A 16,275-nucleotide genomic window follows, 5' to 3' on the forward strand; every position below is an offset into this window, starting at 1 on the left:
TTGAGATCACCAGGGGGCATCGACCGGGTTCGACGACACTGCCCTGGAGCAGGCGCCGCTGCCTGCTGGTGGAGGAAGCTACGCCCGGTCCAGCGGGAGCGCAACCGGTTGCATCGGTTCCGTGTCCTGAGCGTGACCCATGAGGTTCCCGTGGCTTCCTGGGTGAGCGCTCACCCTCGTCCGGGGCACACGCACCGCACTGCGGAACCCCGCACGAACCCCGCCACTGCTGGTCCGCTCCGTTGTCCGGACACCGCGGGCGGTCGTAGCGTCCCGACCATGACCCTGCACTCCTCCGTCACCGTGCCCGGCCCCCGTCGGGTCGTCAGCGTCGACCTCGACGCTCCGCTGCCGCGCCTGGTCGCCGACGAGTCGGGTTCCTCCGCGCTCGTCGTCGGCTACCGCGACGGCTTCCCCGTCACCACCCTCGACGTGCTGCTCACCGCGGACCCGGCCGACGCCGCACGCGCGATGGCACCCCTGGTCGACGGCATCGCACGGACCTCCGGTGCGACGGAGACCCCCATCCCCGACCTCGAGCTCCCGCTCATCTCGATCGTCGTGTCGACCATCGTCACCCGGGTCGAGGACATCCGGAAGCTGCTCGACTTCCTCGAACACCTCGACTACCCGCGGTACGAGGTCATCCTCGTCGACAACCGCGTGAAGCTGCCCGAGGTCGACGCCCTGCCCGGGCTGCTCGAGGGCCGCGACGTCCGGCTGGTCACCGAACGCCGTCCGGGCTGCTCCGCCGGCCGCAACGCCGGAGTCGCGGCAGCGCACGGAGAGATCATCGCGTTCACGGACGACGACGTCCGGGTCGACGCACAGTGGCTCCGGTCAATCGGCACGCGCTTCGTCCGCGAGCCCGAGGTCGCCGCGGTCACCGGGATGATCCTGCCCGTCGAGCTCGAGACCCCCGCGCAGATCTGGTACGAGGCGTACTACGGCGGCTTCAGCGGCGAGCGCACCTTCCAGCCGGTGACGATCGTGCCGGACGACGTCCCCGGGGTCATGCGTCACGCGCAGGCCCGGGCCGTCCGACCCGACGGCTCGGTGCAGAAGCACTTCGCCGTGTACGGCATCGGCGGCTACGGCGCCGGCGCGAACTGGGCGGTCCGACGGTCGGCGTTCGACGCCGTCGGCGGGTTCGACCCCGTGCTCGGTGCCGGTGTGCCGGCCCGCGGCGGCGAGGACCTGGCGATCTTCATCGACATCCTGTGGAGCGGTGGCCGGATCGGCTTCGAACCCCGTGCGGTCGTGCACCACCGGCACCGGCAGGACCTCGCCGGGCTGCACGGGCAGCTCCACTCGAACGGCGTCGGGTTCACGGCGCTGATGTGCGAGCTCATCGCGAAGGACCGCCGGCACGCGATCGTGCTCGCGCGGCTGATGCCCCGCGCCGGCAAGATCAAGCTGAAGCAGCTGGTGTCGCGACTGGCCGGCCGGCGCGACGCCGCGGCCGAGAGCATCACCGAGGCCTCCACGACCCGGATCCCGCGTTCGCTGGCGTACCACGAGTTCCGCGGCTTCCCGGCGGGTCCGGCGGCGTACTTCCGCAGCCGTCGGTTCTGGCGCGAGGTCGAGGAGGGCCGCTTCCGCCCGTAGGCGGTGTGCAGGAGACGTCCGCACCGGACGGACGGGAGGCCCGTGGCAGCGTCGCCACGGGCCTCCCGTCTGTCCGGTGCGTGCGGTGCACGCGGTGTCTGCCGTGCGCGCCGCGCACGCGGAGCGCGGTCGCCCGCGCCGCGGTCACCCGCGTCGCGACCGCCCGACGACGTACCGCCACGGGCCACCGAGCGCCGCCACGAGCTCGACGCGCTTGAGACCGACCGTCGCCTCGCGGAACGCGTCGTCGACCGGCCACCCGCCCACGGCGTCCACCGCGGCGGACACCTGGTCGGCGTCGGCACCGGTGCCCTGTCCGAGCGCGCCGAGCTGCCGCAGCGCCCCGCCCGCCCGACGCAGCACGGCCAGTGCGGTGCGCGGTCGCAGCATGAGCTTCGCGACCCACGCGCCGAGGCCGGTGCCGTAGCCGAGCGCCTGCGAGCGCAGCGCCGCACGGTCCGGCCGGTGCTTGTGCCAGACGACGGCCGAGGGCTCCACGGCGAGCGCGCCGCCGGAGAACAGCACCCGGGTGAACAGGTCGGGGTCCTCGCCGGCGCGGGCCAGGGTGCCCGGGCCGAGCGCGACGTCGAACCCGCCCAGGGCGAGCGCGGCCGAGCGGCGGAGCGACATGTTGGCCCCGGTGCCGAACGCGCCCACGGAGAACGGGAACAGCGGCAGGTCGGCCGGCGGCGCCGACGTGCGGAACACCCGGCGGTCGGTGTTGCGCGCCCAGGTGACGCGCTCGTCGAAGTACCGCTGCGTGGGGGTCCGGAGTTCGCCGCTGGGCACGAGGCCGGTCACGCAGACGACGTCCGCGTCGCGGGCGTACGCGTCGGCGAGCGCTGCGAGCCAGTGCCGGTCGACGACCACGTCGTCGTCGACGAAGGCGACCACGGCCCCGGAAGCGAGGGCGAGTCCGGCGTTCCGTGCGCGCGAGACGCCGGGTCGGGCCTCCAGGACGTACCGCAGGCGCGGGTCCGCGAGCGACGTGACCACGTCGCGGGTGGCGGTGGTGGTGGGTGCGTTGTCGACGACCAGCACCTCGAAGTCGTCGTGCTCGGACGCGAGCACCGAGCGCACGCAGCGGCGCAGGTCGTCCGGCCGGTCGCGGGTGCCGATGACGACGGAGATGCGCCCGAGCGGCGTCCCCGCGGGGGCGGCCGGGAGGCCCGTGGTGCGCAGCGCGCGCAGGGCCGGTCCCAGCTCGGTCGGTTCCACGCCGCCGTCCGCGTCGACGCTGACGTCGACGAACCCGGCGATCTCGCGTCCGTCACGGACGAGCAGGCGGGCGCGGCGGAAGCCGGTGGCACCGGCGAGTTCGACGACGGACGCGGCGAGCGCCTCCTGCCGGTCGACGGCGCCGACCCAGGCCGCGCCGGCCCAGGCGGGCACGTCCGGGGACGGCATCGCGGGCGTGAGCGTGAGCACGCGGGTGGTGGTGGCCTGCTGGTCGGTCATGGTCCGATGCTCCGGTGGGCCTGCTGCGGGGTCAACGGCGGCCGCCCGCGGTTGCGGCGACGGACGTCCGACTTGCGGTTTGCCGCCAGTGCACACCCCCGGACGGTAGGATCGTGAGGACGACTCGGCGGCAGCACGCCGGGCACGAGGAGGACGCATGTCGATGGGCCCCACCGACGAGCTCGGCGCCGTGCTCCCCTCGGAACAGAGCGTCTTCGTGGTCGACGCCGTGACCTGCGTCTGCGGCCACGTGCAGGACGCCCACGAGCACTACCGTCCGGGCACGGACTGCGCCCTCTGCGACTGCCAGAAGTTCCGCAAGAAGCGCTGATCCGGCGCTTTCGAGCACTGACCGATCGGGGGCGGTGCGGGAAACCGCCGCTTCCCCGCAGACGGACAGGGGTCGCCTTGTCGGCCCCGGAACGCCGCGGTTAGCGTCGCGTCCATGGCCATCTCCCCCGCGGTCCCCGCGTGCATCGTCCTCGCCCACGAGGACCCGGCACACGTGCGCCGACTCGTCGAGGCGCTCGACCCGTTCCCGGTGTTCCTGCACTGCGACGCGCGCACCCCCGAGACGGTGTTCCGCGCCATGACCGACGGACTGCCGGACCGCGTCCGGCTGCTCCCCCGCATCCGGACCGGCTGGGCACGCTGGGAGAACGTCGCCGCCGAGGTGTCCGGCTACCGGGCCGCCCTGGCCGAGACCGACGCCTCGCACGTGGCCGTGCTGACCGGCAGCGACTACCCGCTCGCGAACCCCACCGAGATCACAGCCCTGCTCGAGGCCCACCGGGAGGAGTCGTTCATCTCGGTCAACCCGCTGCCGTTCGCACCGTGGGGCCGTGACGGCGGCATCTCCCGCATCCGGTTCCGGCACTGGGCGTGGCGCAAGCACATGCTCCGGCTGCCGGTCCCCCGCCGCGTGCCGGCGAACGTCTCCTTCGCCGGGGGCTCGCAGCTCAAGGTCCTCGCGCGCCGGCACGCCGCCGCCGTCGTGGACACCGTCGACCAGCGCCCCGACCTGGTCCGGTTCTGGCAGCGCACCTGGGTCGCCGACGAGACCTTCGTGCCGTCGGTGCTCAACTCGCCGTCGCTGACGCCGGGGTTCGCCGACGAGCACGTCTCCCAGCCGCTCTGGTGGATCGGGTGGGACGGCACCGCGCGGAAGAGCCCGCCGTGGTTGACCGTCGCCGACGCGGGGCAGCTGCTCGAGCGTCGGACGGACGCGGACGTCGAGGTGCAGCACCTGTTCGCGCGGAAGTTCTCGACCGACCGGAGCGGTGACCTGCTCGACGTCGTGGACGCTGCCTTCGGGCTGCGCCAGGGCGCGGGCGCGGGGTCGGGGTCGGGGTCGGCGTCGGGGTCGGGGTCGGCGTCGGCGTCCGCGTCCGCGTCCGCACGGCAGGATGCGGCAGCGGTGATCGCGCCGTGAGCTTCCCCCCGCAGACCCGCCGTGAGGCCCGCGCAGCGCGCGAGGCGCCCGTCCCCGTCGCCGCCGTGCCCGAGTCGCTCGACACCGGGTCGGTCGCGGTGCGGAAGGGCGCCTCCGTCCTGTTCGGCCGCGGCCTGCTGTACGTCGTCGTCTGGTCGATGCAGCTCGTCGTCTCGTCGCTCATCTCCCCGGTGCTCGCGCACCTCATGCCGCCGGCCGAGTTCGGCGTCCTCGCCTCGGCCATCGCCCTGTACCAGGCGCTCGTCGTCCTGGCCGTGCTCGGCATCGACCAGGCGTCGGTGCTGCAGCGCGCCGAGGACGGCGACGACCGCCGGGCGCGCGGCCTGCTCGCCGTCGGCATGGTCACCGCGGTCGTCGTCACCGTCGCCGCGCTCACCACGATCCCGGTCTGGGCCGACGCCGCCGGCTTCGTCGGCAACCACCCGCTGCTCCTCGTCGCGGTGCTCTGGACCGGCCCGGCCGCCATCGTGCAGATCTCCCTCGCGCTGCTCGTCGCCCAGGACCGCATCCGGGTCTTCGCGGTCACGAGCCTGCTGTCCTCGATCGGTGGCTCGGTCATCGGCCTCGGGCTCCTCACCTGGGTGCAGGCCGACGCGACCACCTACGCGTGGGGCGGCGTCGTCGCCCAGGGCGTGGCGATGGTCATCGGCATCGCGGCGACCCGCCCGCGTCTCGCCGGCCTGTTCGACCGCAAGACCACCGCCCGGGCGTTCCGCCTCGGCGTGCCGATCGCCCTCGGCAACCTGTCGTACTTCGTGCTGAACGCCGGCGACAGGATCGTCGTCCAGCGGCTGCTCGGCCCGGACGAGGTGGCCCGCTACCAGATCGCCTACGTCGTCGGCTCGGCCGTCATCCTCCTCCTGACCTTCACGAACCAGGCCTGGGCGCCGCACTTCGCCGCCCTCCGCGACCCGGTCGCCCGCCGACAGCTCGCGATGCACTCCCGCGACGAGCTGTACAAGATGCTCGGACCGGTCCTGCTCGCCGTGACCCTGGTGTCACCGGTCGCGCTGCCGATCCTCGCCCCGGCGTCGTACCGCGTGCAGGAGCTCTCCGTCGTCGTCTTCGTCGTCGCGATCACCGCGTTCCCCGTGGTCGCCAGCGGCGCGACCGGACGTCTGCTCCTGGTCGAACGCCGCGGTGTCGCCGTCGGGGTGATCGCCGCGATCGCCGGCGCCGTGAACATCGGCGCGAACCTCGTGCTCGTGCCCGTGCTCGGCATCGCCGGCGCGGGTCTCGCCACCGTCGTCGCCTACGCGATCCTGGCCGCCATGCAGCTGCTGGCCCTGCCCGATCGCCGCGAGTGGCGCGGACCGGGAGCCCGGATCGTCCTGACGACCCTCGCCGCGCTCGTCGTGGCCGCCGCGTCCCTGCTCCTGCCGCAGGACGTGCTCTGGAACTGGGTCCGCATCGCCGGGGTGGTCGCCTGCCTCCCCTGGTTCCTCCGCCGACTGAAGACCGCAAGGGGTGGTGTCTCGTGAGACCGCGACAGACTGCACACGACGGCACCCGCCGACTCCGCGTCGGCGTGCTGGTGACCGGACTCGCCATCACCGGCGGACTCGAACGCTGCGTGCTCGAGGACACCCGCGAGCTCGTCGCCGCCGGCCACGAGGTCGAGGTCTGGCACCGGAACGCCCAGTCCCCGCGCGCCGCCGAGGGCCCGCCGCCCTACGAGGCGATGGGCGTGCGCCTGGTGGAGGCCACCGACTACCGGTTCGGCATCACCACCGCGCTCCGCGACGCCTGGCGGTTCGCCCGCGAAGGGCTGCGGATCCGACGATCGCACCTCGACGTCCTCTGGTTGAACCGCCCCGAGTACCTGCCGTTCGGCCGCGTCGCGTCGCTCGTCTCCGGGGTCCCGCTCGCGGTGCACCTGCACCACGCGCCGAACTACCGGCGGCTCGGACCGATCGCCGGCGGCCGCACCCGCTACTTCGCCGTCTCGCACGCGATGGCGCGCGCCTGGGCGGCGTCCGGCGTACCGACGGACCGCATCACGATCGTGCCGAACGGCGTCGACACCGACGCGTTCCCGGCCGCGACCCCGGCGTCCGTGCACGACGCCCGCGCGGCACTCGGCATCGCCGAGGACACCCCGACGGTGCTCTACTACGGTCGGCTCACCCGGTCGAAGGGCGTGCTCGCCCTCCTGGAGGCGTGGGGTCGCGTCCGTACGACCGCCGCGGCACGCATGCCGGTCACCACTCCCCCGGTGGCCGGTCACACGGCGCCCGCGCCGCTCCTCGTGCTGGCCGGTGCCCTCTACCCGGAGGAAGCCGACGCCGTGCACGCCGCGATCGACGCGCTCCCCGCCGGTTCCGTGCTCGTGCTCCCCGAGCGGGACGACGTCGTCCCGCTCCTGCACGCCGCCGACGTCGTGGTGGCACCGTCCATCGAGCCCGAGGGCTTCGGCCGGGTCGTGGTCGAGGCGATGTCCGCCGGCCGTCCCGTCGTCGCGGCCGCATCGGGCGGCACCGGGGAGATCCTGTCGGGTGACTGGGCGCGGTACACCGTCGACCCGGCCGACCCGGACGCACTGGCGGAGAAGCTGCTCGACACCCTCGACGACGCCGAGCTCGACCCGTCCCTCGCCGCCCGGTGCCGCGCGTGGGTGCGTGACCGCTACGGGCGCGAGCCGCACGTGCGAGCGCTGCTGCAGGCGCTGCTGGCACACGCCCGGCGCTGACCGGGCCGGGCCCGGCGTCGTCTGCGCGCACCGGGCGGCGGCGTCGATCTGCGCCGGGCTCGGCGGCGTCAGCCGGCGGTCGGTTCCGTGGACGGCAGCGTGGCCCGGGGGCTCTCGCCGTCCGCGGGCACGTCGATCGTCATCCAGTCGACCAGCAACGACCCGGCGGCGTCCCGGGGCGGTAAGCCCTCGAGGGATCCCGTCTGCACGACCAGGTGCATGCGTTCCACAGGGATGTCCTGGGTGGTGCTCCCGACGACCTCGTCGTCGACCAGGAACGACATCCGTGAGGGCGTCCACTCGATCGTGTACGTGTGCCAATCGGCCAGCGATGCGTCGGTCTCGTGGTGGATGCACTTCTCGGCCGGGTCGACCAGGCAGTGCACGTTGAGCCAGGCGGGCGCACCGAGCGCACCCTCGGGGAAGTCGATCTCGCCGTGCGCCCAGACGTTCTCGTCACTCCAGAGCAGCACCGCCACCCCGTAGCCGTCGACCTCGTCGCTCTTCATCCGGATGCTGTACCGGCCGGAGGTCTGTCCGCCCCATCGTCCGTCGACGAGCGGCACGACCCCGCCGGCGAGCGGGGTGCCCGCCTTCGTCGTGCGGAGGTGCATGTCGAGCATCCCGTCGTGGGCGCTCAGCGTGGACGCCTGGTACCGACCGGTCCCCGCGGTGTCCGCGAAGCCGTGGTAGACGGTGAACCGGTCGTCGTAGGCCGCCTCGAACCCGCCGGACGGGGCGGACTCGTCGAAGTCCTCGGAGAACACCCGCTTCCAGCCGTCCCCGTCCCCGTCGCCGGTCGGCATCGCGACCCCGCTGGGTCCGGGGCCGACGGAGGTCGTGCCGGTGGTCGCCGCGGCGACGGCACCGACCGCGACCACCAGGGCGGCGGCCACGATCGCGACCCGTCGTCCCCGTGTCCGGAGCGGGGTGCGGTGACGGGAGGTGCCGAGGCCGTGCGCGGGTGGGGCGCCGTGCGCGGCGGCCGACTGCTCGGCGACGGGGCGGGGGCCGTCATCGTCCGGGGTCATCCAGCTGTCCATGCGCGGACCTCCGAGAGACCGACGTTGATCGTGCTGTTCGACACCCCGGTGGTGGTGAACCGCACCCACGTGACGTTGCGGGCGGTGAAGTCGACCGTCCGGGCGCTGCCGTCGTTCGGGAGCTCGCCCACGGCGACCTGGCTGCCGTCCGAGAACGTCAGCGTGCCGCTCGTGATCTGGTCGTCGCTGTTCGGACGGTCGTGCAGGACGATGCGCTGGAGCGCGACCGGGGTGGCCCAGTCGAGCTGGATCCAGATGCCGGTCCGTCCCCAGGGCACGGCCCACTCGGCGGTGTGGTCGACCGGGTGACCCGACACCACGCCGTCGACGGCCTTCGCGACGGTCTGGCCGTCGGCCGGGTTGTCGGCGATCGCCGTCGGGGTCGCCGAGCCGGTGACGTCCCGCAGGCCCGGAGTGGGCGTCGGCGTCGGGGTCGGCGTCGGCGTGGGGGTCGGGGTCGGCGTCGGCGTGGGGGTCGGCGTCGGGGTCGGGGTCGGGGTCGGGGTCGGGGTCGGCGTCGTACCGCCGCTGCTCGCCGGGGAGAACGCCCGGATCTCGGCGAGGCCCACGTTCTGCGTCCCGCCACTGACCGAGGTCACCGTGAACCGCACCCACGTGACACTGCGCGCCGCGAACGTGATCCGCTGCACCGCACCACCGTTGCTCAACGCCGGCACCGTCACACTCGAGCCGTCCGAGAACGTCAACGTCCCGCCCAGCACCTGGTCCACCGAGTTCGGCCGATCAGCGAGGTCGACCGCGTCCAACGCCGTCGCCCCCGCCCACCCGAGCTGGATCCACGTCCCCGCACGACCAGACGGCGCGACCCACTCCGCCGTCGGCGCATCCGGGTACCCGCTCACCACACCGTCGACCGCCTTCACGGCCGTCTGACCATCAGCCGGGTTCTCCGCACTCGCCGTCACCGACGCCGAACCCGTCACGTCCGTCCGGGTCGGGGCCGGCGGTGGCGTCGTCGTGTCGGCCGGGGCCAGCGCGCGGATCTCGGCGAGGCCCACGTTCTGCGTCCCGCCACTGACCGAGGTCACCGTGAACCGCACCCACGTGACACTGCGCGCCGCGAACGTGATCCGCTGCACCGCACCACCGTTGCTCAACGCCGGCACCGTCACACTCGAGCCGTCCGAGAACGTCAACGTCCCGCCCAGCACCTGGTCCACCGCGTTCGGCCGATCAGCGAGGTCGACCGCGTCCAACGCCGTCGCCTTCGCCCACCCGAGCTGGATCCACGTCCCCGCACGACCAGACGGCGCGACCCACTCCGCCGTCGGCGCATCCGGGTACCCGCTCACCACACCGTCGACCGCCTTCACGGCCGTCTGACCGTCAGCCGGGTTCTCCGCACTCGCCGTCACCGACGCCGAACCCGTCACGTCCGTGTGGGTGGGGGTCGGGTCGGTGGGGTCGGTGGGGTCGGTGGGGTCGGTGGGGTCCGTCGGCACCGGCGAGCCAGCGGTGTACTGCCGGCTGAGCCACGAGGTCTCGGGTCGCGCCGAGCAGGCCTCGTACGAGGCGCAGGTCTCACTGTCGTGCGCGGCGTAGGTGAAGAACGCGTCGGCCTTCGCCTGGGTCTCGGCCATCGTCAGGTTCGCCGGACGGTCGGCGATCGGGTACCCCATGTACCCGGTGAAGCCGTGCGTGCCGGTGTACTGCTGCTGCACCTGGTCGGTCAGGTACGCGACCGTGTGGTGGTCGCTGTGGTCCCCGTCGCCGTACTCGCCCTCGTGGTCGAGGGTGTGGATGTCCGTCGGTGCGAAGTCCTGCACGATCCCCTGCAGCGTCGCCCGGAGCTGCGCGAGCGTGTACGTGGCGGCGTGCGGGGCGTCCGCGACGGTGTGCAGCGTGTCCATGTCGCCCGTGTACAGGCGCTGGAGGCTCTCGTAGCCGTTCGCCCAGAAGCCGTTGCCCTCGACGTTGCCGTCCGGCAGGTCCATGAAGACCAGGCTGATCCGCGGGTCGGCGGTCAGGGTCTCGGTGAGCAGGGTCCGTCCGGCGACCGTCGTGGAGCCGGTCGTCGACGCCGGGTCGACGCCCGCCATGCTCGCGTAGGCGGCCATCAGTCCCACCTGGCGTTCCTGCCAGTACCAGTCGGGCTTGCCGGCGTCACCGGCCGTGACGATCACCGAGCGCACGCAGCGCCCCGCGTCGATGTCCTTCCGCAGGTCCGTGCCCTGGAAGAGCAGGTCGTCGTCGGGGTGGGCGACGACGTTGAGCACCCGCCCGGCGCTGCAGTCCGCAGCCGCGGCCACGGCGGGTTGGACGGCGAGGTTCGGCGCGACCAGCACGGCGAGCACCGTGGCGAGCACGCCCGCGACGGACGCGACGGTGGCCCGTCGCGTCCGTCGCGGTCTGTCGGAGGTCGGTTCAGTCGGTCGCATGGCGCAGGCCCTCCGTCGTCAGCTCGTACATCGCGGTCGTCCCCGACGACCAGACACGCTTCCAGTAGGGCGAGGACGCCATGGCGGCGGCGAGCTCCTGGTAGTCGGCGTCGCTCTGGTAGCCGTACCGCTCGTCGTAGGCGCCGAAGGGCTCCGCGACCAGGGCGTAGTAGCCGGTGGCCGACCAGTTCACGACGAGCTCCCGCGTCACGTTCGACAGGTCCGCCTCGGCGTCGTAGCCGCCGGTCGGGTCCGGGTACGGGCCGAGTGCTTCGCGGGACAGGTAGCCCACGTCGAAGTACCGTGCGCCGGTGTTGCTCGGGACGGCGTTGGCCGACCCGGTGAGCAGCATCACGGAGCCCGCGGGTGCCGTGCGGTCGTAGTACTGCGTCGCCGCGGACTGGCTCCGGGTCATGACGCGGTTCCAGTCGAGCGAGGTCTGCCCGAACGCACCGATCGCGACGAGCGCCGCCACCGCTGCTCCGGCGACCGCGAACCGGACGGCGGACGGGCGCATCCCCCGCTGCAGGACCGCCCCGACCGGGGCGAACCGACCGGCGGGCATCGGGAGCGCCGCCGCCAGGATCGCGATCCACGGCGTCGCGAAGAGCACGACGCGGAAGACGCCCTCCTGGCCGTAGTTCGTGGCGACGAGCAGCGAGATCGGGCTCGCGGCGGTGGCGAGGAGCGCCCAGTGCGTCCGGTCGCGCCGCATCAGCACGGTCACCAGGGCGATGAGCCCGAGCACCACGAGCGCGGCTGCCGGGATGTCGAACGCCAGGCGCGTGACGAGCGGCTTCGGCAGGACCGTCATGTCGTGCGCGGGCGGCTGCACGTTGTCGAGCACGCGTCCGACCGCCGCGAGCGACAGGAACCGTCCGAGGATGTCACCGTTCAGCGCGGCGAAGACCACCGCCGGCACGAGCACGACGACGGGCAGCCACCAGGGGCGGAGCATCCGGAAGACGATGAGCGTGACGAGTGCGGCGACCGTCAGGTACGGCGAGATCTGGTGCGTCACGGCGAGCACGATGCCGATGAGGGTGATCGCGACGATCCGCGAGAGCCCCACCCGCCGTGCCCGCGGCTTGGCGGCGACGGAGCCGTCGGCGGTGGTCACGGCGGCGTCGCGCAGCGGTCCGGTGGCGAGCACGAGGATCACGATCGACATCAGGATGCCGGTCGACTGCGGCGAGAAGTACGTGGTGTTGAGCGAACCGGTCATCGCGGTCAGCAGCGCTGCGATCCACGGCCGACGGGCGCCGGGCAGCCAGTGCGCCGCCAGGACGCCGACCGCGATGGTCGTGCTGAAGGCGAGCAGGACCGGCACCCACGCGGCGATGAGGATCGTGTTGACGATGCCCCCGACGTCGGCGACCCAGGCGGCGCCGGCGAACAGGCCGGACCAGGTCTGGAAGATGTCGGCCGACGGGTTGGTCCCACCGAACTGGCGGATGTACTCGACGACACCGATGTGCCGCGCGGCGGCGGTCACGGTGGGCACGCCGTACGTGATCGCCTGGGCGAGCTGCACGACACCGCCGAGCACGACGACGGGCACGGCGAGCGCGCGGCCGCGGACCAGGGCGATGACCGCCGCTGCGACGACGAGCACGAGGCCGACGACCAGGCCGGGGCCGAGCGAGCCGAACAGGCCTGCGGGCACCGGGTCGCCCATGTGGGTGAGCGCGGCGACGACCACCACGACGAGTCCGCCGAGCGAGAGCGCCGTCACCGTGGCGGTCGTGCTCCACCGGGGCCGGGCGGTCTCGCGGCGCACGAGGCCGGCGCGACGGAGCTCCGCCACGTCACGGGGTACCGAGACGGCGAGCGCCGCCGCGGTGAGCACGACGACACCGACGAAGGGGACCGTCGGCGCCCAGATGTGGAAGGTCGCCATGGTGTAGCCGATGCCGATCGTGCCGACGAGCGACCCGGTGACGGCGAGGACGGCGAACCGGGCGAGGGACATCGGACGGACGAGCAGCATCGGGGCGACCCCGAGCAGCGCGAACAGGAAGACCGCGACGGCGCTCGCCCGCAGGGTGGGCAGCGCGACGACGCTGCCGACGGCGGCCAGCACGAGCGTCAGCACGACGATCGCGGCGGCACCGAGTCGCGCCGACGGGCTCATCGCGCCACCGGGGGTCGGTCGTGCCGGCCCCGCGGTGTCGAGGCCGCGCTGCAGCTCGTGGCGACCGTGCGCCGTCCGGTCGATCGTCCCCGCGCCGCCCATGCGTTCGCGGAGCGCCAGGACCGGTGCGGTGAGCACGGATCGCCGCTCGACGCGACGCAACCGGCGCTTCGTCGCCGCGAACTCCGCGTCGACGGCGTCGACGGTGTCCGCGTCACGCGCGGCGCCCGTCCCGTGGCCGTTCGCCGGAGCAGCGTCGGCAGCGTCGTCGCCCTGCTCGAGGCCGAGGCGTGCGAAGGCGCTGATGGCCTCCGGAGCCGCGTCCACCGAGGCGGTCAGCGTGTCGCGGTCGAGTGCGTTCTTGGTCATCCAGGCTCCGAGTCCGTGGCCGTGCGCGGCAGCGGCGGCGCGGAGCGACGCGACGTCGTCCGCCGATCGCTGCCACGCGATCGCGGCCGGTTCGACGGCGATCGCGGATCCGGCGAACAGCAGTCGTGTGAAGAGGTCGAGGTCGTCGCCACCGCCGACGCGCGTGCCGGGCCCGAAGGCGGTGTCGAACCCACCGATCCGGAGCGCGGTCGCGCGGTGCACGGCGAGGTTCGCGCCGGTGCCGTAGGCCGAGGCGGCGAAGGGGTGCAGCGGGAGGTCGTCGACCGGGTCGTCGAGCCGGAAGACCCGCCGGCGGACGGTCCGCCCACCGGGGGTGCGGTCGTCGTGCCAGCGCTGCGCCGGCGTCCGGAGCTCGGCACTCGGCACGAGCCCGGTGACGCAGGCCACGTCGGGGTCGGCCGCGAAGGCACGGGCGATGGCGGCGATCCAGTCGCCGTCCACGACGGCACCCTCGTCCACGAACGCGACGACGTCGCCGGTCGCGACGAGCAGGCCGGCGTTCCGCGCGGCGGCGAGGCCGCCCTCGGGCGCCGGGATGGTGGTGACGCGACGTCCGCTGATGTCGACCGTCGCCACGCCGCCGTCGTCGGCGCCGTGCGAGACGACGACGACGTCGAAGTCGGGGTGCCCGTTCGCGAGCACCGACCGCATGGTCGTGCCGGCGGCGCCGTCCGTGCAGAGCACCACGGTGACGGACGGCAGCACCAGACCTGCTGCCGGCCGACGCTCGGGTGCCGGCATGGGCCGGATCGCGCGCAGGAGCGCACGGACGTCGATGGTGCCGCCGATGCGGCGGCGTTCGGTGATCTCGGTCTCGACGAAGCCGAGCGGCTCACCGTGGTCGCGGACGAGCAGGCGGGCACGCCCGTACCCGGCCGATCCCTGCAGGGCGATGACGTCCCGGTGGCTCGATGCGTGCACGTCGGCACGGTCGACCTCGCCGACCCAGAGCGCGCCGTCCCAGGTGGGGACGAGCGGCCCGGTCACGACCGGCGAGAGGACCATCGCCAGGGTCGCGCGGGTCACGGGGTGCCCACCGGCTGCGGGAGCGGTGCGGGTGCGGGCGGGGTCCGCACGACGACCGTGCCGAGGACCCGGCCGACGGCGTAGCCCGCGACCGTCGAGACGACGGAGAGCGCGATGGCGTACGCCCGCAGGCCTCCGCCACGACCGACGTGGCGCAGTTCGCGCAGCACGGCGCCCGGGATCACCCGGGTCAGGTAGGTCGACTCGCTGGCGAGCGAGTCGCCGGTGCCGACCCGACGGCTCAGCACGGCCTTCGAGATGCCCTCGTAGTAGCTGCGGCGGCGCAGGTAGCGCATCGTCACACGGTCCGGGGAGACCCGGTGCGAGACGTTCGAGCGCGGTTCGTGCCGGATCCGCGTGCCGGGACGGGCCTGGGCGATGCGGATGCAGAGTTCGGTCTCCTCGCAGCCGAGCGGCTGGTTGCCGACGCGGCCGATGCCGGAGCGGAAACCGCCGGCGAGCAGGATCGCGTCGCGGCGGAACGCCATGCTCGACCCGATGACGTTGCGGACGTCGCCCGGGGTCTCGGGCAGCCCGCGGTACGAGCACCCGACGATCCAGAGCAGTTCGTCGGCGTACGGGCCGGCGCCGGTCGCGGTCGGCCAGGACGGCGTGGCACGACCGCCGACACCGACGACGTCGGGGTCCTCGAGCGCGGTGAGCATGTACCCGAGCCAGTCGGGGTCCGCGGTGGCGTCGTCGTCCAGGAACGCGACGACGTCGGCGTCGGTCAGGGCGACACCGGTGTTCCGGGCCCCGGAGAGTCCGCGGTCCTCGGTGTTCGGGACGACCCGGAGTTCCGGCCAGCGCGCGGCGGCGCGGGCCAGGAGCTCGGGCTCGTGGTCGATGACGACGACGACCTCGGGGCCCTCGGGCTGGCGCTTCGCCGACTCGACGCTGTCCTGCAGGTCACCCCAGCGCTGCTGGGTGTAGGCGCAGATGACGACCGCGACGGTCGTCACGCGACGTCCTCCTCGAGGGCGACGACGGACGCGACGACGGCAGCCCCGGCGACGGCGGACGCGGCGACCGGGGTCGCGACGGACGCACCGACCGGCGCAGCGGCGACGGGCGTCGCAGCGACGGGAACAGCGACGGGAGCAGCAGCAACCGGCGCAGCAGCCGGCGCGGCCAGCTGCTCGGCCGGCGGCACGACGCTCATCGCCGCGCGGCGGACCTCGGCACGGCCGATCGCGGCACGACGACGCTCGTGCATGATCGACTTCAGCACGCGGATGCCGTCGGTCACGGCGTTGAGGTTGCTGGAACCGTGCACCCGGAGCTTCTCGTGGCTCGGCACCTCGGTGATCGCGAGCTCGGCAGCCGACCAGCGGCAGGTCAGGACGGTCTCGATCTCGAACCCGTCGCCCCACAGCATCGAACCATCGGCCGGCTTCGGCAGCTCGGACGACAGCAGACCGATCTCCGGCAGGACGTCCGCCCAGAAGGCGTTGTAGCCGTAGCAGAGGTCGCTGTAGCGGGTGCCGAGGATGATGTTGCAGAGCATGTTCAGGCCGCGGTTGCCCATGTTCCGGACGATCGTGATGTCGTCGCTGCCACCGCCGAGCGAGTACCGGGTGCCCTTCGCGACGTCGGCGCCGTCGACGAGCGCCTGGACGAACCGCGGGATCTCGTCGGGGTCCGCGGAGCAGTCGGCGTCGAACATGACGACGATGTCGCCGGTGACGGCCTCGAAGCCGCAGGCCAGAGCGTTGCCCTTGCCCTTGCGGGTCTGGTGCACGACGCGGATGTCGGGCATCACGCGCTGGGCGGCGGCGATGGTGTCGTCGACGGAGTTGCCGTCGACCAGGATCACCTCGTACACGGGCGGGAGCTTCGGGAGGATGATCTCGAGGTTGCGGGCCTCGTTCCGTGCCGGGATGACGACGGAGACCCTCGGGTCTGCAGGGCGAACGGTACGTGCGGGCATGGCGCGGTCCTGTCGGGTCAGGGTTGCTGTCGGGTGGTGGCTCGTCGAGACGAGCGGCGCGTCCTCGGATGACGCATCGACGACGGTGACCGTCGTCGGTCGAGCAGCGGGACGCGGGTACGACGCCGCCTGCTTGCCGCGGGTG

Annotated in this window: 11 protein-coding genes; 5 read left to right on the forward strand and 6 right to left on the reverse strand. The window is 73.5% G+C overall.

What is annotated here, in order from left to right; translation table 11 throughout:
• Nucleotides 1-279: 279 nt before the first annotated feature.
• A complete protein-coding gene (locus tag DEI96_RS11290; protein WP_111023947.1) occupies nt 280-1,608 on the forward strand; it encodes a glycosyltransferase in 1,329 nt (442 codons plus the stop codon).
• 144 nt (nt 1,609-1,752) lie between these two features.
• Here DEI96_RS11290 and DEI96_RS11295 read toward each other — a convergent pair whose 3' ends face one another.
• On the reverse strand, nt 1,753-3,066 hold the full coding sequence (locus DEI96_RS11295; RefSeq protein WP_181440549.1) for a glycosyltransferase family 2 protein: 1,314 nt from the start codon (nt 3,064-3,066) through the stop codon (nt 1,753-1,755).
• Nucleotides 3,067-3,223: 157 nt separating this feature from the next.
• Between DEI96_RS11295 and DEI96_RS11300 the strand changes: the two genes are divergently transcribed.
• The 4 genes from DEI96_RS11300 (at nt 3,224) to DEI96_RS11315 (ending at nt 7,208) form a co-directional block, all read left to right on the forward strand.
• On the forward strand, nt 3,224-3,397 hold the full coding sequence (locus tag DEI96_RS11300) for a hypothetical protein (protein WP_163343513.1): 174 nt from the start codon (nt 3,224-3,226) through the stop codon (nt 3,395-3,397).
• A 114-nt stretch (nt 3,398-3,511) separates the two neighbouring features.
• Nucleotides 3,512-4,498 carry a beta-1,6-N-acetylglucosaminyltransferase gene (locus DEI96_RS11305; protein ID WP_284183602.1) on the forward strand — a complete coding sequence of 329 codons (987 nt, stop codon included), beginning with the start codon at nt 3,512-3,514 and terminating at the stop codon, nt 4,496-4,498.
• Nucleotides 4,495-6,000 (forward strand): lipopolysaccharide biosynthesis protein, encoded by a 1,506-nt coding sequence (locus DEI96_RS11310; RefSeq protein ID WP_110863942.1) that lies wholly within the window; start codon nt 4,495-4,497, stop codon nt 5,998-6,000. Before DEI96_RS11305 ends, DEI96_RS11310 begins: the two co-directional genes overlap by 4 nt.
• On the forward strand, nt 5,997-7,208 hold the full coding sequence (locus DEI96_RS11315) for a glycosyltransferase family 4 protein (protein WP_181440611.1): 1,212 nt from the start codon (nt 5,997-5,999) through the stop codon (nt 7,206-7,208). The genes DEI96_RS11310 and DEI96_RS11315 overlap by 4 nt, the downstream gene beginning before the upstream one ends.
• 68 nt (nt 7,209-7,276) lie before the next feature.
• Here the strand turns inward: DEI96_RS11315 and DEI96_RS11320 are convergent, their stop codons facing one another.
• Genes DEI96_RS11320 through DEI96_RS11340 form a run of 5 tightly spaced genes read right to left on the reverse strand, consistent with a single transcriptional unit; the run spans nt 7,277 to nt 16,130 of the window.
• Entirely contained in the window at nt 7,277-8,251 is a 975-nt protein-coding gene (locus DEI96_RS11320; protein WP_111025043.1) for a glycoside hydrolase family 16 protein, read from the reverse strand.
• Nucleotides 8,236-10,578, reverse strand: coding sequence for a PIG-L family deacetylase (locus DEI96_RS11325; RefSeq protein WP_284183603.1), 2,343 nt, complete (start codon nt 10,576-10,578; stop codon nt 8,236-8,238). The genes DEI96_RS11320 and DEI96_RS11325 overlap by 16 nt, the downstream gene beginning before the upstream one ends.
• A 58-nt stretch (nt 10,579-10,636) precedes the next feature.
• Nucleotides 10,637-14,200, reverse strand: coding sequence for a glycosyltransferase (locus tag DEI96_RS11330; protein WP_111025029.1), 3,564 nt, complete (start codon nt 14,198-14,200; stop codon nt 10,637-10,639).
• Nucleotides 14,197-15,162, reverse strand: a complete 966-nt coding sequence (locus DEI96_RS11335) for a glycosyltransferase family 2 protein (protein ID WP_111025028.1) — start codon at nt 15,160-15,162, stop codon at nt 14,197-14,199. Before DEI96_RS11335 ends, DEI96_RS11330 begins: the two co-directional genes overlap by 4 nt.
• Nucleotides 15,159-16,130, reverse strand: a complete 972-nt coding sequence (locus DEI96_RS11340) for a glycosyltransferase family 2 protein (protein ID WP_245165670.1) — start codon at nt 16,128-16,130, stop codon at nt 15,159-15,161. The genes DEI96_RS11335 and DEI96_RS11340 overlap by 4 nt, the downstream gene beginning before the upstream one ends.
• Nucleotides 16,131-16,275: the final 145 nt, after the last annotated feature.

It is taken from the genome of Curtobacterium sp. MCLR17_031, assembly GCF_003234775.2.
Lineage (GTDB): Bacteria > Actinomycetota > Actinomycetes > Actinomycetales > Microbacteriaceae > Curtobacterium > Curtobacterium flaccumfaciens.

Coding starts and splice junctions, on each gene's coding strand:
- DEI96_RS11290 (WP_111023947.1), top strand. CDS start 280: ATGACCCTGCACTCCTCCGTCACCGTGCCCGGCCCCCGTCGGGTCGTC.
- DEI96_RS11295 (WP_181440549.1), bottom strand. CDS start 3,066: ATGACCGACCAGCAGGCCACCACCACCCGCGTGCTCACGCTCACGCCC.
- DEI96_RS11300 (WP_163343513.1), top strand. CDS start 3,224: ATGTCGATGGGCCCCACCGACGAGCTCGGCGCCGTGCTCCCCTCGGAA.
- DEI96_RS11305 (WP_284183602.1), top strand. CDS start 3,512: ATGGCCATCTCCCCCGCGGTCCCCGCGTGCATCGTCCTCGCCCACGAG.
- DEI96_RS11320 (WP_111025043.1), bottom strand. CDS start 8,251: ATGGACAGCTGGATGACCCCGGACGATGACGGCCCCCGCCCCGTCGCC.
- DEI96_RS11340 (WP_245165670.1), bottom strand. CDS start 16,130: ATGCCCGCACGTACCGTTCGCCCTGCAGACCCGAGGGTCTCCGTCGTC.